At 60.9% G+C, this 20,894-nt stretch carries 19 protein-coding genes; 1 reads left to right on the forward strand and 18 read right to left on the reverse strand.

Annotated elements, in window-relative coordinates; genetic code table 11:
- Positions 1-85: 85 nt before the first annotated feature.
- The 8 genes from B0G52_RS00180 to B0G52_RS00215 form a co-directional block, all read right to left on the reverse strand.
- Entirely contained in the window at positions 86-1,303 is a 1,218-nt protein-coding gene (locus tag B0G52_RS00180) for an MFS transporter (RefSeq protein WP_094041500.1), read from the reverse strand.
- A 65-nt stretch (positions 1,304-1,368) separates the two neighbouring features.
- Positions 1,369-1,653 (reverse strand): ArsR/SmtB family transcription factor, encoded by a 285-nt coding sequence (locus tag B0G52_RS00185; protein WP_094041501.1) that lies wholly within the window; start codon positions 1,651-1,653, stop codon positions 1,369-1,371.
- 196 nt (positions 1,654-1,849) lie between these two features.
- Positions 1,850-2,686, reverse strand: coding sequence for a diaminopimelate epimerase (dapF, locus tag B0G52_RS00190; RefSeq protein WP_094041502.1), 837 nt, complete (start codon positions 2,684-2,686; stop codon positions 1,850-1,852).
- A gap of 133 nt (positions 2,687-2,819) precedes the next feature.
- Complete coding sequence (gene purT, locus B0G52_RS00195; RefSeq protein WP_094041503.1) at positions 2,820-3,980, reverse strand: phosphoribosylglycinamide formyltransferase 2; 1,161 nt, start codon at positions 3,978-3,980, stop codon at positions 2,820-2,822.
- 82 nt (positions 3,981-4,062) lie between these two features.
- Positions 4,063-4,491 carry a DUF3995 domain-containing protein gene (locus tag B0G52_RS00200; RefSeq protein ID WP_094041504.1) on the reverse strand — a complete coding sequence of 143 codons (429 nt, stop codon included), beginning with the start codon at positions 4,489-4,491 and terminating at the stop codon, positions 4,063-4,065.
- Between the two features lie 162 nt (positions 4,492-4,653).
- Complete coding sequence (locus tag B0G52_RS00205) at positions 4,654-7,470, reverse strand: calcium-translocating P-type ATPase, SERCA-type (protein WP_094041505.1); 2,817 nt, start codon at positions 7,468-7,470, stop codon at positions 4,654-4,656.
- A 182-nt stretch (positions 7,471-7,652) separates the two neighbouring features.
- Positions 7,653-8,138 carry an SRPBCC family protein gene (locus B0G52_RS00210; protein WP_094041506.1) on the reverse strand — a complete coding sequence of 162 codons (486 nt, stop codon included), beginning with the start codon at positions 8,136-8,138 and terminating at the stop codon, positions 7,653-7,655.
- Between the two features lie 24 nt (positions 8,139-8,162).
- Complete coding sequence (locus B0G52_RS00215; RefSeq protein ID WP_094041507.1) at positions 8,163-8,495, reverse strand: ArsR/SmtB family transcription factor; 333 nt, start codon at positions 8,493-8,495, stop codon at positions 8,163-8,165.
- Positions 8,496-8,703: 208 nt separating this feature from the next.
- On the opposite strand from B0G52_RS00215, the gene B0G52_RS00220 reads away from it, so the two are divergent.
- Positions 8,704-10,458, forward strand: a complete 1,755-nt coding sequence (locus B0G52_RS00220) for an Rqc2 family fibronectin-binding protein (RefSeq protein WP_094041508.1) — start codon at positions 8,704-8,706, stop codon at positions 10,456-10,458.
- A 119-nt stretch (positions 10,459-10,577) separates the two neighbouring features.
- On the opposite strand, the gene B0G52_RS00225 is transcribed toward B0G52_RS00220, so the two are convergent.
- The 10 genes from B0G52_RS00225 to B0G52_RS00270 form a co-directional block, all read right to left on the reverse strand.
- Positions 10,578-11,420 carry a PHP domain-containing protein gene (locus B0G52_RS00225; protein ID WP_094041509.1) on the reverse strand — a complete coding sequence of 281 codons (843 nt, stop codon included), beginning with the start codon at positions 11,418-11,420 and terminating at the stop codon, positions 10,578-10,580.
- Positions 11,413-12,315, reverse strand: a complete 903-nt coding sequence (locus B0G52_RS00230; protein WP_094041510.1) for a LysR family transcriptional regulator — start codon at positions 12,313-12,315, stop codon at positions 11,413-11,415. The genes B0G52_RS00225 and B0G52_RS00230 overlap by 8 nt, the downstream gene beginning before the upstream one ends.
- 107 nt (positions 12,316-12,422) lie before the next feature.
- Positions 12,423-12,860, reverse strand: a complete 438-nt coding sequence (locus tag B0G52_RS00235; RefSeq protein WP_094041511.1) for a hypothetical protein — start codon at positions 12,858-12,860, stop codon at positions 12,423-12,425.
- Positions 12,861-13,046: 186 nt separating this feature from the next.
- Positions 13,047-13,841 (reverse strand): ABC transporter ATP-binding protein, encoded by a 795-nt coding sequence (locus B0G52_RS00240; protein WP_094041512.1) that lies wholly within the window; start codon positions 13,839-13,841, stop codon positions 13,047-13,049.
- Positions 13,841-14,767, reverse strand: coding sequence for an ABC transporter permease (locus B0G52_RS00245; protein WP_094041513.1), 927 nt, complete (start codon positions 14,765-14,767; stop codon positions 13,841-13,843). The genes B0G52_RS00240 and B0G52_RS00245 overlap by 1 nt, the downstream gene beginning before the upstream one ends.
- A 63-nt stretch (positions 14,768-14,830) precedes the next feature.
- A complete protein-coding gene (locus B0G52_RS00250; protein ID WP_094041514.1) occupies positions 14,831-15,838 on the reverse strand; it encodes an ABC transporter substrate-binding protein in 1,008 nt (335 codons plus the stop codon).
- Between the two features lie 337 nt (positions 15,839-16,175).
- Complete coding sequence (locus tag B0G52_RS00255; RefSeq protein WP_094041515.1) at positions 16,176-16,439, reverse strand: YlbG family protein; 264 nt, start codon at positions 16,437-16,439, stop codon at positions 16,176-16,178.
- A gap of 28 nt (positions 16,440-16,467) precedes the next feature.
- Positions 16,468-16,953 (reverse strand): YlbF/YmcA family competence regulator, encoded by a 486-nt coding sequence (locus B0G52_RS00260; protein ID WP_094041516.1) that lies wholly within the window; start codon positions 16,951-16,953, stop codon positions 16,468-16,470.
- A gap of 66 nt (positions 16,954-17,019) precedes the next feature.
- The gene (locus B0G52_RS00265) at positions 17,020-19,071 is read right to left on the reverse strand and encodes a helicase-associated domain-containing protein (RefSeq protein ID WP_094041517.1); all 2,052 of its coding nucleotides are present in this window, start codon (positions 19,069-19,071) and stop codon (positions 17,020-17,022) included.
- Entirely contained in the window at positions 19,068-20,762 is a 1,695-nt protein-coding gene (locus B0G52_RS00270; RefSeq protein ID WP_094041518.1) for a DNA repair helicase XPB, read from the reverse strand. Before B0G52_RS00270 ends, B0G52_RS00265 begins: the two co-directional genes overlap by 4 nt.
- Positions 20,763-20,894 lie beyond the last annotated feature (132 nt).

Below are 20,894 nucleotides of genomic sequence, written 5' to 3' on the forward strand. Positions count from 1 at the left end.
AAGTATCCTTAATGTAGCATAATTTTCATCCCGGGAAAATGGAAAAACCCGACCATATTCGATCGGGTTGAGCGGAATTTTCATTTTAGCGGGATGCGGCGTCGGATTGGGGAACGGCCAGCGCGGCGGGTTGCAGTTCGTCGGCCTTCTGCTCGGCGCCGCGTCCGATGCGGAAGGAAGCGGCCGCCAGCACCGCCGCGGCGGCGACGGCGAGCGCGCCCAGCCAGCTTACCGCCGACAGCGATACGCCGCTGACGATCGCGCCGCCGATGCCGGCTCCCGCGGCCATCGCGAGCTGCAGCATGGAGGAGTTAAGGCTCAGCATGATGCCCGAAGCGCCCGGCGCAAGCGTCAGCAGGTAATATTGCTGCGTCGGCCCCGACGACCACGCGGAGAACGCCCACAGCATAAGCAGCGGGAACATCAGCGCCGCTGAATGGGAGAACGCGGAGAGCAGCAGCAGGACGGCGGCGTGCAGCAGCATTCCTCCGAGCAGCGTCCGCTTGATGCCCCATTTGTCGGAGCTGAAGCCGCCGAGCTTGGAGCCGATCAGGCTGGCGATCCCGAACGCGAACAGACCGATGCTGACCGCGCGTTCGCTCATTCCCGTAATCGACAGCAGAAACGGGGAGATGTATGTGTACATGATGGAATAGCCGAAGATCCAGAAGAACGTCACCGACAACGCCACCGCGATTCGCGGACTGCGCAGCAGCGCAAGTTGCGATCGGATTGGCACGGGCGCTTCTCCCTCGGACTCCGGAATCGCCCGCACGATGGCGAGCGCGCCGAGCAAGCTCAGCGCCCCGATGCCTGCGAAGATCAGCTTCCAATCATACGAGGCGGCGATTACCCGGCCGAGCGGCACGCCCACGATCAGCGACGTGCTGAACCCCATCACCAGCGTGGCGATGGCGCTGCCCTGCTTGCCTGCAGGGGCCAGCTTGGAGGCGACCGTCAGCGAGGCGACGACGAACACCCCGGTGCCGAGCGCCAGTACAATGCGCGAAATCATCAATACGGCATAGTTGGGGGACAGAACCGCGATGACGTTGCCGACGATGAACAGACCCAGCGCGCCGAGCATCAGCTTCTTCCGCCCGACTCTGGCCGTAGCGGCCATGACGACGGGCGTTCCGAACGCGAAAGCGAGGGAGAAGACGGTGATGAGCTGCCCCGCCGCGGCGATCGACACTCCTACGTCTCCCGCGACCCGGTCCAAAATGCCCGCGATAATATTCTCCGACGTTCCGACGAGAAAACTGACGATGGCCAGTAAATAAATTTTCCATGAATTCGGCATGCTTCCGCATTCCCTCCCGTTTAATTTCTATATTTCTAAAAATATAGAAATATTCTCGAAAAAAATTACTTCAACAAATAGGGCGCGTACTTCTGCGCCATATCGCGGTTTACGCTATAGAAAATATACGTGCCGTCCTTGCGCAAGTTCAGCAGGCCGCAGTCGGTGAGCTGCTTCAGATGGTGCGACAGCGTAGAGCCGGCCACGGATTCCAGCTTGCCGCCAATATCGGAGCAGCACAGATTGTTCTCCCCGTCCGCGAGCAGCAGCGCGATCTTCAGCCTCGTCGGCTCTCCGAGCGCTTTGTACACCTTCACCGCTTGCCCGACATCCTTGTTGTCCGCGTCCATCCTTTCTCACCTCGGCCCTATATTTCTATATGTATCGAAATTAGATTAGCACAACGTTCGTCGTCTGTAAACAGGCAAAGAGGAGACGGGCGCAAATAAACGCCTGTCCCCTCTCCTCCGTCTGCCAAACCCCGATCGCGTTCCGGAGCCTGCCGCAAGTTGCCCTGCAGCGGCATCTCCCCGCTCCCGGCTTGGATCAGATCTCCACCGAGCCCGTGTAGACGGCCGCGGCCGGACCGGTCATATAGATGCGGTCGCTGGCCTCGTCCCACTTGATGCGCAGATCGCCGCCGGCGAGCGAGATCGTCGCCTCGCGATCGGTCAGCCCGTTCAGCACCGAGGAGACGAGCGTCGCGCAAGCGCCCGTGCCGCATGCCAGCGTCGGCCCCGCGCCGCGCTCCCACACCCGCATGTCCACTTGGCCGCGGGTATTGACGGTCGCGAACTCGACGTTGATTTTGCGCGGGAACAGCGGATGCTTCTCCAGCTTCGGTCCCCATGTCGCCAGGTCGAACCCGGCCGCATCGTCCACGTAGATGACGCAGTGCGGATTGCCCATCGATACCGCCGTGAATCGGAATTCGCGTCCGTCCACCTCGACCGAGTGGCCAATGACCGGATTGGCGTCGATCGTCGTCGGCACGTCGAGCCCGTTCAGAATCGGCTTGCCCATATCGACGGTTACTTGCGCGACCTTGCCGTCTTCGACCTGAAGCACGACCGGCTGCACGCCGGCGCCCAGCGTCTCGATCGTCAGCTCCGTCTTGGCCGCCAGGCCGTTGTCGTAGACGTACTTGGCGACGCAGCGAATCGCGTTGCCGCACTGCTCCGCTTCCGATCCGTCGGAGTTGATGATTCTCATCCGGAAGTCCGCCTTCTCCGAAGGCAAAATGTAGACCAGCCCGTCCGCCCCGATACCGAAGTACCGGTTGCACAGCCGAACGGCCAATTCCGCCGCGTTATCCGGCAAAGCTTGCTCGCCGGCCACGACGATGAAGTCGTTGCCGAGCCCGTGCATTTTCGTAAATTCCATAACAAAAGCCTCCCGCTATGACCAGTCAGTCAAGTATTCTCGCTCACTGGAATAATCATAACGGGAAGGCGGCGGGATGAGCATACAGCAAACCTTCATTTATTTGCACTTTTTGACTACGACGAACGGAAAATCAGCTCTCTTGCACGCTTAGACGCTCCAGCGCCTTCGTCGCGCGCTCGCGCGCTTCGGCGACCGTGCCACCCGTCGACAGAGCGACCGCCATCCGGCGTCCCGGCTTCGTGACCGGCTTGCCGAATACGCGCAGCTGCGTATACGGAACGGACAGGGCCTCGCCGATTCCGCCGATCCGGTAGTCGTCCAGCTCCCGGTCCGCTTTCAGCGGGCGGCTGGCTCCGGGAGCGACGTTCTCGATCTCCGGAATCGGATAGCCGAGAATGGCGCGGACGTGCAGCGCGAATTCGGACAGGTTCTGGCTCACGAGCGTGACGAGACCGGTATCGTGCGGCCGCGGCGACACTTCGCTGAAATACACCTTGTCCTTGGCGAGAAACAGCTCCACGCCGAAGATGCCCGCTCCGCCCAGCTCGTCCGTAATCGCTTTGGCGATCCGCTGCGCCTCCACCAGTTGTCCGGCGGTCATCTCGTGCGGCTGCCACGATTCGATGTAGTCGCCGTCCTTCTGGATATGGCCGATCGGCGGGCAGAACGCCGTGCCGCTGACCGAGCGCACTGTAAGCAGCGTAATCTCCGACTCGAACGTGATGAATTCCTCGACGATAACCCTCGTCTGCTGCACGCGACCGCCTTCCATCGCGATCGTCCAGCAGCGTTCAAGATCATCTTCCGAGCGGCAGACGCTTTGCCCCTTGCCCGACGAGCTCATCAGCGGCTTCACGACGCAGGGAAAGCCCATCTCCTTCGCCGCCTCGGCGAATTGCTCGTACGTATCGGCAAACCGGTACGCAGCCGTAGGCAAGCCCAGCGTCTCCGCGGCCAGCCGGCGAATGCCTTCGCGGTCCATCGTCAGACGCGCCGCTCGCGCCGTCGGGATGACCCGGCAGCCTTCCTCCTCCAGCTTCAGCAGTTCGGCGGTAGCGATCGCCTCGATCTCGGGCACGATCAGGTCCGGCTTTTCCCGTTCGACGACTTCCCTGAGCGCCTGCTTGTCCAGCATGTCGATCACGTAGCTGCGATGCGCGACCTGCATGGCCGGCGCTCCTTCGTAACGATCGACCGCTACGGTCTCCGCTCCCAGACGCTGCGCCTCGATGACGACCTCCTTGCCGAGTTCGCCCGATCCGAGCAACAATATTTTTTGACTGGCGTACATGTCAGCATTCCTCCATCATGAACTCGAATTCAATAACGTCCATTATACACGATGATCGGACGAAGCGTAGCCGGTCGTCCCTTCATAGAGGGGCCAGCGCCGATATCGCGAATGACGCCGCAAGCAGCAGACAGAGCGGACTATACAGCTTCGTATCGCTTGCCGCGAATGCCGTTCCGCGCACTTTTTTGAAGAAGCCGACATACTTGAAATCCCCCACCGTCCGGATCAAAAAAACCGCCCCGCCCAGCAGGCAGCCCCATTGCGTCCAAGTCTCCGAAAGCCCCAGCGGCAGCAATCCTCGGTGCGCGAGCAGCAGCGCTCCTGCGGCAAGCAGCATCGTCCCCACCGTCAGCGTCGCCGGCTTGCCCGGCCGAAACAGCGGTTCCCCGTCCGGTCTGTCCGGCACCGCGGCGCGCGCTCCCGCTTTCCCTCCGAACGCCCAATAGTAATGAAGCCCCCCAAGCCCCGCCAATACGAGGCTCGCAAACCAAGCAACGAAGTCCGCCATCCGATCTCCTCCACTGCATATGAGTCACATTTATTTCCATTATACCGTCCCTTCAGAAGAGTGACACCGACGAGCCTCCCGCGAATGTGACCGATTCCCGACAAAAAAACAGCCCGCCATCCCACGAATGGGAGAGCAAGGCTGTTTGGCCGATCGAATCGTTTATCTGGCGGGCCTGGCCGAGGCGGAGTTGCCTCCGTAAGTGATTTTGGTTCCTTTCTTCTTCTGCTTCGAAGAGCCCCATACGCTGCCGGCGCCCATCGCGAACGTCGGGATGCCGGCGGCGACGATGACGAGCGCCCAGTCGCGCAAGTCGAGCGGCACGGTTTTGAATATCGGCTGCAGCGGCTCGATGTACAGCACGGCCAGCATCAGCACCAGCGAAGACAGCACCGCGAGGACGAGGAACTTGTTCTCCAACAGCTTGCGGTGAAAAATCGAACGTGAGCTGCGGCAGTCGAACACGTGAATGAGCTGAGCCATGACGAGAGTGGCGAACGCGACGGTCTGCGCGTGAATGAGCTGGTCCGGCTGACCTTCTCCCGCTTTCAGCGCCAGCACGAACGCCCCCAGCGTACAGAGGCCGATCAGCACGCCGCGGCTGACGATCTTCCAACCGAGCCGTCTGGCGAAAATGTTCTCTTTGGCCGGCCTTGGCTTCTGCTGCATCAGATCGCTCTCCGCCTGATCGACGCCGAGCGCCATCGCCGGCAGTCCGTCCGTCACCAGGTTGACCCACAAAATCTGGATCGGAACGAGGGGAAGCGGCAGCCCGGCCATCATCGCCAGGAACATCGTCATAATCTCGCCGACGTTCGACGCCAGCAGATAGCGGATGAACTTGCGGATGTTCTCGTAGATGCCGCGCCCTTCCTCCACGGCGGCGACGATGCTCGAGAAATTGTCGTCGGACAGCACAAGCGCGGAAGCTTCCTTCGTCACGTCCGTTCCGGTGATGCCCATCGCGATGCCGATGTCGGCCGCCTTAACCGCCGGAGCGTCGTTGACCCCGTCCCCCGTCATCGCCACGACGTGTCCGCGCCGCTGCAGCGCCTGCACGATTCTCAGCTTGTGCTCGGGAGAAACGCGGGCGTATACGTTCACGTCGTCGGCGACCTTCTCCAGCTCTTCGTCGGGCATTGCCGCCAGCTCCGTGCCGGTGATGACGCGGCCCTCGCGGCCGATAATGCCGAGCGTTCTGGCGATCGACTCCGCCGTCGTGCCGTGATCTCCGGTAATCATGACCGTCTTGATGCCCGCCTGGCGGCACTTGTAGATCGCTTCCTTGACTTCCTTGCGCGGCGGGTCCATCATCCCCGTCAGCCCGACGAAGATGAGCCCGCTCTCGGCTTGCTCGCTATTGTCGCAGGTCTCATGTCCTTTGACGTCCCGATACGCCGTTCCCAGGACGCGAAGCGACTCCCTGGCCATCGCTTCGTTCGCGGCGAGCACCTTCGACTTGAGCGACGCCGTGAACGGGACGACCTGATCATCCCACAGCACGTAAGCGCACTGGCCGACGAGCAGGTCGGGCGCTCCTTTGGCGCAGATCAGCTTGCCTCCCTGGTGGGAGACGAGCACCGACATCCGCTTGCGTTCGGCGTCGAACGGGAATTCTTTGACGCGCGTATACAGGCTTTGCAGCGCGGATTTGACCAGCCCCGTCTTCGCCGACAGCACGAGCAGCGCCGCTTCGGTCGGATCGCCTTTGATTTTCCATTCCGCGGCGTCGGAAACCGGCGGTTCTCCTTTGGCCGGCTTGCGTTTCTTGGCATCGTCGCTCTTTTCCTGCTGAGACAGGTCCGAGTTGTTGCAGAGCGCGGCGATCTGCGTCAGCCGGCGCAGGGCGGCGTCGCCCTTGGCGTCGATGCTTTTGCCGTTCTCCTTCAGCAGGCCGACCGGCTCGTAGCCTTCGCCCGTCACTTCGATCGTCCTGCCGCCGAGCCACAGCTTGGTGACGGTCATTTTGTTTTGCGTCAGCGTCCCGGTCTTGTCGGAACAAATCACAGAGGCGCAGCCGAGCGTCTCGACGGACGGCAGCTTGCGGACGATCGCCCTGCGCTTGATCATGCGCTGGACGCCCAGAGCGAGCGCGATCGTCACGATCGCCGGAAGACCTTCCGGAATGGCGGCGACGGCCAAGCTGACGCCGGCCAGGAACATGTCGTAAGCGGGCTGTCCGTGCAAGATGCCGGCGAGCACGACGACGACCGTCAATACGAGCGCCACGACGATCAAAATTTTGCCGAGCTGCTCAAGACGGTGCTGAAGCGGCGTTTCCGCCTCCTCCGTCTGCTGGATCAGATCGGCGATTTTGCCCATCTCCGTCCGCATGCCCGTGACCGTCACGATCCCTTTCGCCGTTCCGCGCGTCACCATCGTCCCGAGATAGCCGCAATTTTTCCGGTCCCCGAGCGCCAAATCCGCCGAATCCAGCTTGCCCGCCGACTTGACGACAGGCACCGATTCCCCCGTCAGGGCGGACTCGTCCACCGAGCAGTCGTTGCATTCCACGAAACGAAGATCCGCGGGCACCCGGTCTCCGCTTTCCAGAAGCACGAGGTCCCCGGACACGAGGTCCCTCGCCGGAATGTGCAGCAGCTCCCCTCCCCGGATCACTTTGGCAAAAGGAGCGGACAGCTCCTTCAGCGCCCGAAGCGAACGCTCGGCCCGATATTCCTGATAGAAGCCCAGCACGCCGTTAATGAGGATGATCGCGATAATCGTGAGCGCGTCCAGCATCTCCCCGAGCAATCCGGAGATGATCGTCGCCCCCACCAGCACGAGCACCATGAAATCCTTGAATTGATTCAGCAGCAGCTTCAGCGGAGAATCTCCGCGCTTCTCGGCGAGCTCGTTCGGTCCGATCGCCTGAAGACGCTCGTCCGCCTGCTCCCGCGACAATCCTTTTTCGCCGTCGGTATCCAGCGCCTTCGTCAATTGCTCCTCGCTCAGCTGATGCCATGCCTGACCTTCCAAGATCGTCAACCCCTTCCGTCTTATCCGCGTGCGGTTCTTGACCTATATGTATTCAGACAAGCCGGGAAATATCCCCGGGGGTTGTACGAGGAATGGCGATCGCCGCGCATGCAAAGAGCGGCCGCCCCGCCCCCATACGAGATGGCGACAAGACGACCGCTTAATCTTCAAAACCGCGCCCTTTAGCGGGACTGAACCTTCTCCAACTGCTCCTCCAGGCGATCAAGCAGCTCGCTCGCGCCTTCCGCCATGCCGGTTTGCAGCACCGCTTCGCGAACTTCCACGGAAGGATACAGCGTCAGCTCCGTAAACTTCGTCTTGCCGCCCTCCAATTCCTCGAACGTCGTCGTGACGAGCCCGACCACGCCGGGATAACCTTCGAATTCGTACGTGTTAATGAGCCGTTCCGGCGCGGCCACCTCGTGGTAAACCCCGTTATGCGCAAACTCGTTCCCGCCGCCGCTTTCCTGTTGAATGTACCTCCATACACCGCCCTTTTTGACCTCCATCCGGTCTACCCTCGTCTGCATGCTTCTCGGGCCCCACCAATCCGGCACCGTGGCCGGGTCCGTATACATCCGGAAAACAAGGTCTCGTGGGGCATTGAAAATTCGGGTGATCGCGACTTCCTGTTTTCCCGGTTCGGCGATAATGTTCGTTTTCGACATGTTTGATTTCTCCTTTTCATCTCATTAATAGGGATTGTTGTCTTCACGCTGGGCCTTCTGCAGCAACTGCTCGAAACGGTCGTACTGCTCTTCCTTGATCCGGATGAAAGATTCCAGCCAGTCGTTCATCTCGATCAGCGGCGTCGGACATAACGAATAGATGCGGCGGTTCGCATCGACCTGCACTTGGACGAGACCGGCCTCGGCCAGCACGTGCAGGTGCTTGGAAGATTGAGGGAGCCGCAGCCCCAGCTTGTTGGCGATCTCGCTGACGGTCAGCGAGCCGTAATCGCGCAGCAGCTCGACGATGTTGAACCGGTTGGGCTCGGCAAGGGCGCTGAGCGTTGCGAATGTCATTGCTGGCGCTCCTCCTTTCCGTAAGATTAGGCTTTATGGTTCCAATTTACACCACGGGGAAATTTCCGTCAAGGGAAATTTCCTTTCAAGGAAAATTGAATGATTGAGAGCAGAAAGTCCCCGCGCTTTCCCTTTCCGAAAATGTATGGCATCATAGGGAGGCGGCATCCACCCGAAGCGAACCTACTTACACAGGAGATCAAACGATATGTCATTGGACGGAATCGTCGTCAGAGCGCTCGTACGCGAGCTTCAATCGTGCGTCAGAGCGCGAATTCTTAAAATCTATCAGCCTACGGACAATGAACTGATCCTGCATATACGCGGGCAAGGCGCCGGCGGCAAGCTGCTGCTGTCCGCACACCCTTCGATGCCCCGACTGCATTGGACGGAGCAGGTTTGGGCCAACCCGTCCGAACCGCCGATGTTCTGCATGCTGCTGCGCAAATATTGCGAAGGCGGCGTTATCGAAGCTGTGCGCCAGATCGGTCTGGAAAGAATCGTGGAGATCGACGTCCGGCACCGGGACGAGCTCGGGGACGCCTCCCTGAAGCGGCTTGTCATCGAAATTATGGGCCGGCACAGCAACATTATTTTGATGGACCCGGTCACCGGCGTTGTGCACGACGGCATTCGCCACGTAACCCCGGCCATCAGCAGCTACCGCGTCGTCCTTCCGGGAAGCGCGTACGTCTCTCCTCCGGAGCAGGATAAGGCCGACCCTCTCGGCATCGGCGAGGCGAAGTTCGCCGAATTGACGTCCCGGGGCGGCAATCTTCCTGAGCTTCGCGAAGATTCGTCTTACGTCGACGCCGCTTCGAAGGCTTTGCTCGGAGCTTTCACCGGGCTGAGCCCGCTCATCTCCCGCGAGATCGCCTTCCGGGCCGCACAGCGCCCGCAAGGACTGTGGGCGGCATTCCGGGAGACGTTCGATCAAGTGGCGCGCGATGCGTACGAGCCGAATATCGTCGTGCAGGAGAACGGCAAAGCGGCCTTCTCCGCCCTTTCCTTGACGCATCTGAACGGGGAGAGGCAGACGTTCCCTTCCGTTCACGAGTGTCTGGAAAGCTTCTATCGGGACAAGGCGTCCCGCGATCTGGTCCGGCAGCGCACGACGGACTTGAACCGTTTCCTGCTGAACGAGATCGCCAAAAACGAGAAAAAGCTGGTCAAGCTGCAGGAGACGCTCGACGAAGCGGCCGAAGCCGACAAGTTCCGTCGGATCGGCGAACTGCTGACCGCGCATCTGTACGCTTTCCAGCGGGGCGACGCCTCCGTCGACGTCGTCGACTACTACGAGGAAGAGCAGCCGACGCGCACCGTCGCGCTCGATCCTCTGCTGACGCCTAACGAGAACGCCCAGCGCTACTTCCGAAAGTACAACAAGCTGAAGAACAGCCGCGACGTCGTAACGGAGCAGATCGAAGCGACGAACGCGGAACTCGCCTACTTGGCTTCTGTGCTGCAAGGACTCGAATCGGCGAGTCCGGACGACATCGGGGAAATTCGGGACGAGCTGATCGAGCAGGGCTACATCCGCGAGCGGGGCGTTAAACGAGGAGCTAAAAAGCGGAAAAAGGACCGCCCTGCCGTGCTGTGCTACACGTCGAGCGAGGGCGTCGCGATCTACGTCGGCAAAAACAACACGCAAAACGACTACATTACGAACCGTCTCGCGTCGTCATCCGACACGTGGCTGCATACGAAGGACATTCCCGGCTCCCACGTGCTCATCCGCGGCGGCGAGTTCGGCGAGGCGACGCTGCACGAGGCGGCGATGCTGGCCGCTTATTACAGCAAAGCCAAGTCGTCGAGCAGCGTCCCCGTCGACTACACGCTCATCCGCTACGTCCGCAAGCCCAACGGCGCCAAACCCGGCTTCGTCATCTACGACGCCCAGAAGACGCTGTTCGTCACCCCGGACGAAAGCCGCATCCAGCAAATGCCGTCCACGGTTAAATAAAAAGAGAGGCGGCAATCGCCGGAGCTTAGGCTCCAGGGATTGCCGCCTTTCTGTTGATCGTACCGCCTCGCGGGTTTATTGGTCAGCCGCTGCCCTGCGCTCATCAGCAGGCAGGCAAGCTATTCCGTCCGCACGCCGAGCCGCTCAAGGATGTCGGCGTCCACGCTGCGATTGCCGATCGCCCCGTGATAGACCTTGCCGTCCTTGACGCCGTGGAAATCGGAGCCCCCGGTAGCCAGCTTGCCGCGAGCCGCCGCCCATTCGGCGTAACGGCGCTCCTGCTCCGGATTATGATCCGAATGGTACGCCTCCAGACCGTCCGCTCCCCCATCCAGCAAAGAGAGCACGAGATCGTCGTCCCCATATATGCCCGGATGGGCGATGACAGCCTTGCCGCCCGCCTCGTGAATCCAGCCGATCGCCTCCAGCGAGGAGGCGCGTTCCTGCCGCTCGTAAACCGGCTTCCCTTCCGCCAGCCACCGGTCGAACGCCTCTCTCAAGTCCGACACGTAGCCTTTGTCCACCATCGCCTGCGCGATGTGCGGCCTGCCGACCGATTTGTCCTTGCGCTCCGACTTCCCGGCCGCGGCCGCCAGCTCCTCCGGAGTGATCGGCATGCCGAGCCGGCCCAGATTGGCCAGCATGCGCTCGTTCCGAAGATTCCTTCCTTCGCGCAGCGTCTCCAATCGGGCCAGCCACTTCCCGTCGTCCAGATCGAAGCCGTAGGCCAGCACGTGAATATCCTTGCCGCTTGCAACCGTGCTTAGCTCGACTCCGGGCACGACAACGATGCCAAGCTCGCGTCCGGCCCGCAGCGCTTCGTCTACCCCCGCCACCGTATCGTGATCGGTAATCGCTATCGCGAACAGCCCCGCTTCCTTGGCCATCCGAACGTTGTCGGCCGGAGCGAACATGCCGTCCGAGGCCGTCGTATGCATATGCAGATCCGCGCGTCTACTCATGCGACAATTCCCCCAATTCGCTCAGCAAGGCGACCGCCGGAATCGGCAGCAACGACGAACGCAGCCTTACCGAATAGAACTGGCGCCTAAAGCTGACGCCCGTAATTCTCACCGGCTTCAGCAGACCAAGGGCAAGCTCGTGCTTGATCGTCCACACGGACAGCAGCGACAGGCCGAGTCCGGCCTCCACCGCCGATTTGACCGCCCCCGTGCTGCCGAACTCGCTGACGACCCGCAGCCGCTCTTCGGTGACGCCGTGCCGCTGCAGCTCCTCCTCCATGATCTGTCTCGTGCCCGAGCCTTTTTCCCGCAGCACGAGCGGCTCCCGGATCGCCTCTTCGAGCGATACCTGCTCTCGGGAAGCGAACGGATGGTTCGACGGAGCGATGAGCAGCAGCTCGTCGTCCATGACCGCTTGGGCCTCGAAGCCCGGAACGTCGCAAGGCGCTTCGATAATGCCGAAATCCAGCCCCTGGTGGGCGACCGCTTCGATAATCTCGGTCGTGTTCATCACCTTCATGTCGACGGAGACATTCGGAAATCTTCGCAGGAAGCTGCCGAGCAGCCGAGGCAGCACGTATTCCCCGATCGTCAGGCTGGCCGCGAACTGCAGCCTCCCCTTCAGCTCTTCGATATACTTGGTCATCATCTCGTCCGTATCCCGCATCAGCTCCACCGCTTTGCGGGCTTGCGGAAGCAGACGATGCCCCGCCTCCGTCAGCTCCAGCCGTTTCGTCGTCCGGTTGAACAGCTTCGTGCCGAACCGCTCCTCCAATGCTTGCACCTGCATCGTCACGGCGGGCTGGGTCATGTGCAGCGACTGCGCGGCCGCGGAGAAGCTTCCCCTCTCCGCGACGGTGTAGAAAATGTGAAGTTGGTGCACGTTGAGCGCCATCTCTTTCCGCCTTCCCGTCCGTAAGTTTCTCTCGCATTATACCATAGAATACGAACGGCCGGGCGGAGGGTGCTCCTCCGGCCCGGCCGTTCCGATCGCGCAGCCGCTTAGCGGCGTTTGCGATTGTTTTTGATTAACGTCATGCGCCTGGAATGGCGCAGCCACGAATAATACGTCTTCAGATCCCGGAGCTCCATCGTCTCCGACATTCTTCCGAGGAACGTAACGACGATCATCTTGTGGAGGGGATTTCCAAGCAGGTCCGTATCGGTCTCGCTCACGGAAAATTCGGCAACGAAAACAAGATCGTCGTCGATCGTATAGACGTCCTGCTCATTCCGGTAATAGGAAACGATACGCCCGTCCTTCAAGCATTGCCACATGAATTCGGCGATATCGGAATAGCCGGTCTTCTCCTGCTCCACTCGGTCCGACCAGCGGGTACGAGCATGGTTCGTAATAATGATGTCGGATACTTTCTTATCCCCAAGAACGACATGAAAGGGTTCGTATGTGCTCCATCGCTCCGTATGCCTATCCTTCACCGGGCCATCCCCTTCCCGATTCTAGGTCTTCTGAATCAAATTTGTCATGTGTTCCTAGGAACTTAAGTACATTCTACAGCATCTATTCCCTACGATTCAACAATAAAATAGACGTTTAGAAAAAATTCCCATGCAATAAAAAGAGGCGCCCGCCCACCATCGGATGATGAACCGGGACAGCCCCGTCTAGCCCAATACGATGCGGTCGTCGGAAAGCTGGTGACCGCTGATTCTCTCGAATTCTCCCAGCAGCTGCGCGACCGTCAGGCCCGCCTTGCGCTCCGCGGGAACGTCGAGAATGATGCGCCCCTTGTCCATCATGATCAGGCGGTTGCCGAGGCGGATCGCCTGCTCCATGTTGTGGGTCACCATCAGCGTCGTCAGCTTCATGTCGCGCACGATTTCATCCGTCAGCCGCGTGATCAGCTCGGCTCTGGCCGGATCCAGGGCGGCCGTATGCTCGTCGAGGAGCAAAATCTGCGGTTTCGTGAACGTCGCCATCAGCAAGCTGAGCGCTTGCCGCTCCCCGCCGGACAGCAAGCCCACCTTGGCGCTCATGCGGTTCTCGAGCCCGATGCCCAGACGGCTGAGCTGCTCGCGGAACAGCTTCCGCTTCGAAGCGGTCGCTCCCCAGCCCAGTCCGCGCGGCTTGCCGCGCTTGTAGGCCATCGTCAGGTTCTCCTCGATCGTCATCCGCGGCGCAGTCCCGGCCATCGGATCTTGGAAGACCCGCCCGATCCAGCAGCTTCTCTTATATTCGGGCAAGCCGTGCACCTCGGTGCCCTCGATTCTGATCGCTCCGATGTCCGGCTTCATAACGCCCGAGATCAAGTTCATCAGCGTCGACTTGCCCGCCCCGTTGCTGCCGATGACGGTCACGAAATCTCCCGATTTGATTTTCAGGTTGGCGTTCATGAGCGCCACCTTCTCGTCCGGCGTTCCGGGATTAAACAGCTTGGATACGTTCGTCAGGTCGAGCATCAGGCTTTACCTCCTTTGCCAGGAGCGATCGTCGCGAGCAGTTCCTCGGAACGCTTCTTGGCGACGCTGCGCTGCCTCATCACCCGGCGAACGTACGGAACGACGAGCGCGACAATGACGATAAGCGCGGTAACCAGCTTAAGATCGGAGGCTTCGAACAGTTCGACGCGCAGAGCGATGGCGATGACGATCCGGTAGATGATCGCGCCGATGACGACGGCCAGCGTCGCCATAAACACCGTTCTCGCTCCGAAAATCGCCTCGCCGATAATAACGGAAGCAAGCCCGATGACGATCATCCCTACGCCCATCGTGACGTCGGCGAACCCGCCTTGCTGGGCAATAAGCGCGCCCGACAGCGCGACCAGGCCATTCGACAGGCTGACGCCCAATATTTTCGTGCCGTCCGTGTTCGCTCCGAAGCTGCGAATCATCCGCTCGTTATCGCCCGTAGCTCTGAGCGCAAGCCCCAAATCCGTATGGAGGAAGGCGTCCAGCAACAGCTTGACGATCAGCACCGCGATCCCCATGACGAGAATAAACAGGCCGACCGGCTTCACGATCGAAGAAATCAACGTATCCATATTGACGATGGACACGTTCGGACGACCCATGATCCGAATGTTGATGGAGTGAAGCGCGATCATCATCAGAATACCGGCCAGCAAGCCGTTTACTTTGCCTTTCGTATGCAGAAGTCCGGTGCAGACCCCCGCGAGGAGCCCGCCTCCGAAGGCGGCCAGCGTGGCGAGCGCGGGATGATACCCCGTCGAGATCATGATCGCGGCGATCCCTCCTCCCGTCGCGAAACTCCCGTCGACGGTCAGGTCGGGGAAATCCAAGATGCGGAACGTGATGTAGACCCCGAGCGCCATCAAAGCGTACAGCAGTCCCAGCGCAACGGCTCCGTAGATCGAATCAATCATCGGTTAAGCCTCCTCACAGACAAATGGAGTGAGCGACGGCTGCCGCCCACCCCATTGTTCTGTTTACTGGATAATATTATTTTCTTTGTCCTTCACTTTATCCTTCATCGCGTCCGTGACGGAGATGCCCTGCGCTTCGGCCGCTTTCAGGTTCAGGATCAGGTCCAGCTTGTCCGGTACGGATACCGGCATGTCGGCCGGTTTCTTGCCGTTCTTCAGCACGTCGACGGCCATCTGGCCGACTTGGTAGCCGTGGTCGTAATATTTGAAGCCGACCGTTGCGAACGCGCCCTTCTCGACCGTATCGCGGTCGCTGGAGAAGAACGGAAGCTTGTTGTCGTTGGCGACTTGAATAATCGAATCCGCCGCGGTGACGACCGTGTTATCGAGCGTGATGTAGATCGCGTCCGCGCGTCCGATCAGCGATTCGGCCGCTTGCTTCACTTCGGAGGAAGTCGTGGCTGCCGCTCTGACCAGCTTGATGCCGTGGGCCGACAGCGCTTCCTCGGCTTTCTTCGCCATAATAACAGCGTTGGACTCGCCTTCGTTGATTACGATACCGACGTTCTTCACGTCAGGGAAATCCGAAGCGATGAAGTCCATCAACTGCACGATCGCTTCCGGGTTCGTGTCGGACGCGCCGGTGACGTTGGCGCCCGGCTTCTCCAGGCTGCTGACGACTTTGTCGGCGAGAGGGTCGGTAACGGCCGCGAACAGAACCGGGAAGTCTTTGACGTTCTGGGCGAGCGACAGCGCGGACGGCGTAGCGATGCCGAGCGCCAGATCGTATTTGCCGGAGGCGATCTTCTGCGCGATCGACAGGTTGTTCGTCGAATCTCCTTGCGCGATATTGACGTCGACTTTCAGATTATCGCCTTCCTTGATGCCGGCGTCTTCAAGCGCCTTGAGGAAGCCGTCTCTGGTCGCGTCAAGCGACGGATGTTCGACGATTTGCGAAATGGCAATCGTATAGCTTGCGGAGCCGGATTCCTTACTGCCGCACCCTGCAAGCGCTAACAGCGCCGTGGTGGACAGCATTACGGTCGATAACAGTTTCTTTTTCAACTTCATTACCCCTTTATCGTGTTTGTTTTTTTCTCCAGCTGCTGAAAAGCTTCGACGCTTCTTCCAGTTACAGCGATAAAAAAGAATTGATACTAGTTTAATAGTCCGTTTCACGATTCGTCAATTGCAATCTTTCACAGTCGGGCATCCCAAGCAAAAACGCCTTCGGCGTCCTCTGGACGATGAATGCGTTTTGTCGGAGACGATTCAGAGAAGGATAGCGAATTTTATACTTGCTCAATCGTGGACAAAGGAAGAGACAGCCCCGCAGGCGAGGCTGTCTCTCTTGAGCGAGTGCGGTTCCGTTCGAACGTCCGGCCCCCGAGAGATCGCGCTCCCGGACTTACAGGCCGTAAAACCGCGTTTTGTCCGGTACGTTCTTCTCGTACTCGGTTTTGATCTCGTTCCTGTAGGAACGTTCCACCTTGCGCACGAAGGGCAGCCTCTGCAAGTTGCGAACCGTCTCATCCGCCACATCGGCGTTCATATACATGACGGCGTAGTGCATCTTGCGGGACAAGTAATGGAGCGTTCCGTACTTGTCCAAGCCTCTGGCCGCCTTCGAATCGCTGAACCATACGATGTACCCTGTCCGTTCGGCAAACATGTCCAACCTCCGTCTGAACTGGAATCCGTTACCCGCAGCCTCCGCTCCCGCAGGAGCAGCTGCCCCCGTTGCCGCAGCCCGAAGCTTTCGGATTAGGGTTGTTGTCCGGAACCTTGATGCTCTGCGATACCGCAAAAGCGAGCGTTCTGGATATATCGGTCAGCAGCTCGTCCAAGGAGCTCTCCGCGGCTTTGTATTTGCGCACGGATTCTACCTCGTCCAGCCGCTGCTGCGCTTCGTACACTTGCTCCAACGCGGCGTTGTAATCGGGATGGAATCTTCCGAAACGCTCGCACTCCGCGAACTTCTCCTTCGCCTGAAGAAACTGCTTCTTCAAGCTCTGGGCCTTGGCGTCCTGCAGAACTTCCGTCTTCCAATAAGCGTATTCCGCAGCGAAGTCGGAGCGGATCAGCGATTCCCCCAGCTGGTAAGCGCGGTCCAGCAGCAGCGCCATATCGACGGGCTCTGCCGCGCTATATTCCGCCGCGGGGAGGTTTTGCGTCATGCTGGCCATCGGCCTCACCTCACCATTCGGCTTTGTCTTACCTCCCCTATCATAACACAAGATGAGCTCATCCGGTCAATTGGTTTCAAGCTCCTCCAGATCGGGAAGAACGATCATCAGCTCGGCGACTTCCTCTGCGCGAACGCGCGCCGGTTCCATCGGACCGACGATGGAATCGCGACCGTCGGACGGATGGCGCCATCTCCCCTCGGCTACCCAGGAAGCTCCGTTCTCGCGCATGCTGCGCGGCGCAAAATAACAGGCGTCTCCTTCCCGTTCCAGACGAACCGCCGTCCGCCACTCGATGGCTCGCCTGATCAACTCCTTGCTCGTGGAAGGATGATACTTCCTCGGCCTCGTCACCCATGTCGCAGGGATGTCCCCCAGCCCCGGGAACAGCTCTTCCGTACCGGTTCCCCCCCTGTCCGCCTCGAAGGCGGACAGCGCCGATCCGATTCCGGGCCACCCCCGTTCCTCGCTTGACGACCGTTCGTCTTTCCCCGGCAGCTCGCCGCCTGCCGACCGTTCTCTAGCCGGTTGATCACCGCCTGCAGGTCGTTCGTCGCTCGCCAATCGCACTCTCTCCGGCCGTTCACCGCCTCTTCGAGACTCATCCGTCGCGCCCCGCTCCATTCGAACGGCATCCGCAGGCGGATAACCGACTTGCCGCAGCTTGGCCCGAATCGCTTTGCCTGCGGCAGCGTCGACGAGAAAGTGCCTGTCCCCGATTCGTTCCAAGATCATCCCCGCTATGTCGGCGTCGGAGGCGACGACGTCCGCGACCTCCTTGCTGTCCGCGCGCAGCACCAGCGCTTCGACGAGCTCCGTCCTTCCCAGCGAAGCGAACCAGTCGCGGAGCGCAGCCCGAACGGGCTCGGGAACCGGGGCTTGGGATCCCTGCTCCAATACGCCCAGCACTTCTCCGAGCGAATAGCCCAAGCGGAAAGCCTCCTCGCACGAGCGCCGCGTCAGCCGGTACACGCACAATTCGTCGGCCTTCTCCATCTCCGCAACGTCGAACAGCGTCCAGCGCGTCGCCAAGCCGACGTCCGGCGGAACGAGAATTTCCCCGTCGGGCTGCAGGATGAAAGGACTCTCCTCGCCCTCGTTATAGCTCATCGGCTCCATACGCCTTCTTATGACCGTCTGACCCCGCCATGTTCCGCGTTCGATCCAGCCGAGCGCCTCCAGCACCGCCAGCCGCCCGTCGGCTTCTTCCCGGCTCTGCCACTGGCCGCCGATTCGCCCTTCGGTATGCCACTTGCCAGCGCTTAATCCCAGCGCCGCCGAGAACGTCAGATGAAAGGCCGGCCGCGAGGCGCAGTATCTGGTCATGACCAGACCGTGCAGCCGGCGATCGGCTTCGCGCAGCGTCAAACCGAGCCATTCGTTCAAAACGCTCCGCTGAACGCCAATGACGCCGTCCTGCTCGTTCAGCACCCCGCAGACGAGTCCGAGATCGAGAGCCAGCATCGCCTGCGGGGGCACCTGTTCCCCATAAGGATAAGTCGGCAGCAAGCCGTTCAGCGCCTCCGCCTCAAGCCGCATAGCCGCTGCGACCCGTGCGACCGCCGCCTGCTGCGGCGCTCCCTTGGCCGTTCGCGCTACCGGCTTCCTGGCGATCTCGTGCCAGGCCGACAGCAAGCCGAGCGCCAGCGGCTGTCGGAAATCCGCCGCGTTCGGCGCGACCTCCCAAGCTTCATCGGGCTCAAGCGGCCGATTATCCGCAGGAAGCAGCAGCGGCTGCCACAGCGCGACGGCGTCGTCCGGCACGTAGATCAGCCGGTCTCCCCAGCTTTTGCGCACCGCGAACACGATGCCGCTTCTGCGCAGCTTCGCGATCGCGACGCGCGCCTCGGCCCCGGTCAAGCCGAGCTCCTCTTCCGCGTCCGCCGCGATCCGTTCCGGCTCGAACGGATTGGCTCCGTATTTGTTCAGCACGCCCCTTAATACGGCGATCTGGTCGGCATCGCGGCAGCGATGCAGCCAAGCCTCGGCCCATTCCGGGTCCGACAGCGTGTCGGCCAGCTCCATGCCCGGCTCCAGCCTCGCCTTGACCGCGGGATCGGAGGCAATGAGCCGCTTCATCGCCTCCGGCAGCCTCTCGACGGACCGTCTGACGTTCATGGGCACACCTCCCCGGCAGCTTCGCCAACGCGTTCGGCGTTCCAGTAGTCGATCTGGTACGGATACCCCTGTTCAAGCAGGAAACGTCCGCGATTGCGCGAAAACTCCACCTCGTCCGTCCCCTCGCTGACGAGCGAATAGAACCGGGCCTTGGCCCCGTTCTTCTTCGGGCGCAAAATGCGGCCCAGCCGCTGCGCCTCCTCCTGGCGGGAACCGAAGCTTCCGGACACCTGGATCGCGATCGCCGCATCCGGCAGATCGACGGCGAAGTTGGCTACTTTGGAGACGAGCAGCACGCCCAGCTCGCCCCGCTTGAACCGCTCGAACAGCTCTTTGCGCCCGCGCAGCGGCATCTCTCCGGTAATGAGCGGCAAAGACAGCTCCCCGGCCAGTCCGTGCAATTGATCGAGATACTGGCCGATCACGATCGTCGGAACGCCGGAGTGGCGCTGCAGCAGCGCTCTGACGACTTCGGCCTTGCGCGGGTTCTCCCCGGCGATCCGGTTGCGCCGGCTCTTGGGAGCGGCGACATAGTCGGCTGCAGCGGCAGGTTCCATCGGCACCCGAACCTCGGTGCACTCCGCCTCCGCGATCCAGCCCCGGTCCTCCATCGTCTTCCAGGGCAGCTCGTATCTCTTCGGTCCGATCAGCGCGAACGCGTCCTCCTCCCTGCCGTCCTCGCGTACCAGAGTGGCGGTAAGCCCCAATCTCCTCGTCGCCTGAATATCCGCCGTCATTCGGAACACCGGAGCCGGAAGCAGATGGACTTCGTCATAGACGATCAGCCCCCAGTCCCGATTGACGAACAATTCGAGATGAGGATATTCCTCTCCCTTGGAAGAGCGGTATGTGAGCACCTGGTAGGTCGCCACCGTGACCGGTCTTACGTTTTTCGATTGCCCCGTATATTCGCCGACCTCGCTCTCGGTCAGCGTCGTATGCCGCAGCAGCTCGGAGATCCATTGCGCCACCGACACTCCGTTCGGCGTCAAAATGAGCGTCTCGCATTGCAGGCGGGCGAGGGCGGCCATGGCGACCCACGTTTTGCCCGCACCGCACGGCAGCACGACAACCCCGCTCCCCGCGGAATCTCCCAGCAAGGCGTCCACAGCCTCCCGCTGATAGTCTCTCAGCTCCACGGGTCTGCCGTCCTCCGTCTCCGATCGCAGAGACACGGACAGCGGCTGACCTTCATGAAAACCGGCCTCGTCCTTGACCGGGTAGCCTGCGCTCGCCAGTTCCCGCTTGATCCAGCCCCGGGCTTCGGGCCGAATCGCCGCCCGCGCGCCTTCGGGGCCGCCGGCGAAGCAGGCGGAGATCGCTTCCAGCCGTCCGACCCGTTCCATTAACTCTAGCGAATCGGTCAATAGAACAAGCTCGCCTCCGTCGCTAACGAGCCGAATTTGCCCGTACCGCTCCATCTGCATCCGGACAAACTGCTCTACCGAAGCCGGAAGCGGGCAGCGGGCCATGGCGGCAAGCCGCTCCGACACGCGCACGGAAGTCCAGCCGGCGGCTGCTGCGTTCCACAGCGTCACCGGCGTTAACCGGTATGTATGCCAGAAGCCCGGACGTTTCTGCAAGATCGCGACTTCCCTTAGAAAATCCCGCGCTTGCGCGTACTCCGGATGCCGCTCGTCCAGCAGCAGCGTGCCGTCCGACTGCACCCACAGCGGCCTCGTATTTTCCATCCGGCATTCCTCCTTGTCGTTAACAAGGTTCTCCTCCTCGGCGCCGGTTCATGCATTGGGAACGCAAAGAGGCCGTTCCATAAGAGGTCAGCGAGCAACAATTGGCATTATCGATGAACAAGAACCGGGTCA

It is taken from the genome of Cohnella sp. SGD-V74 (assembly GCF_003001675.1).
Taxonomy (GTDB): domain Bacteria; phylum Bacillota; class Bacilli; order Paenibacillales; family Paenibacillaceae; genus Cohnella.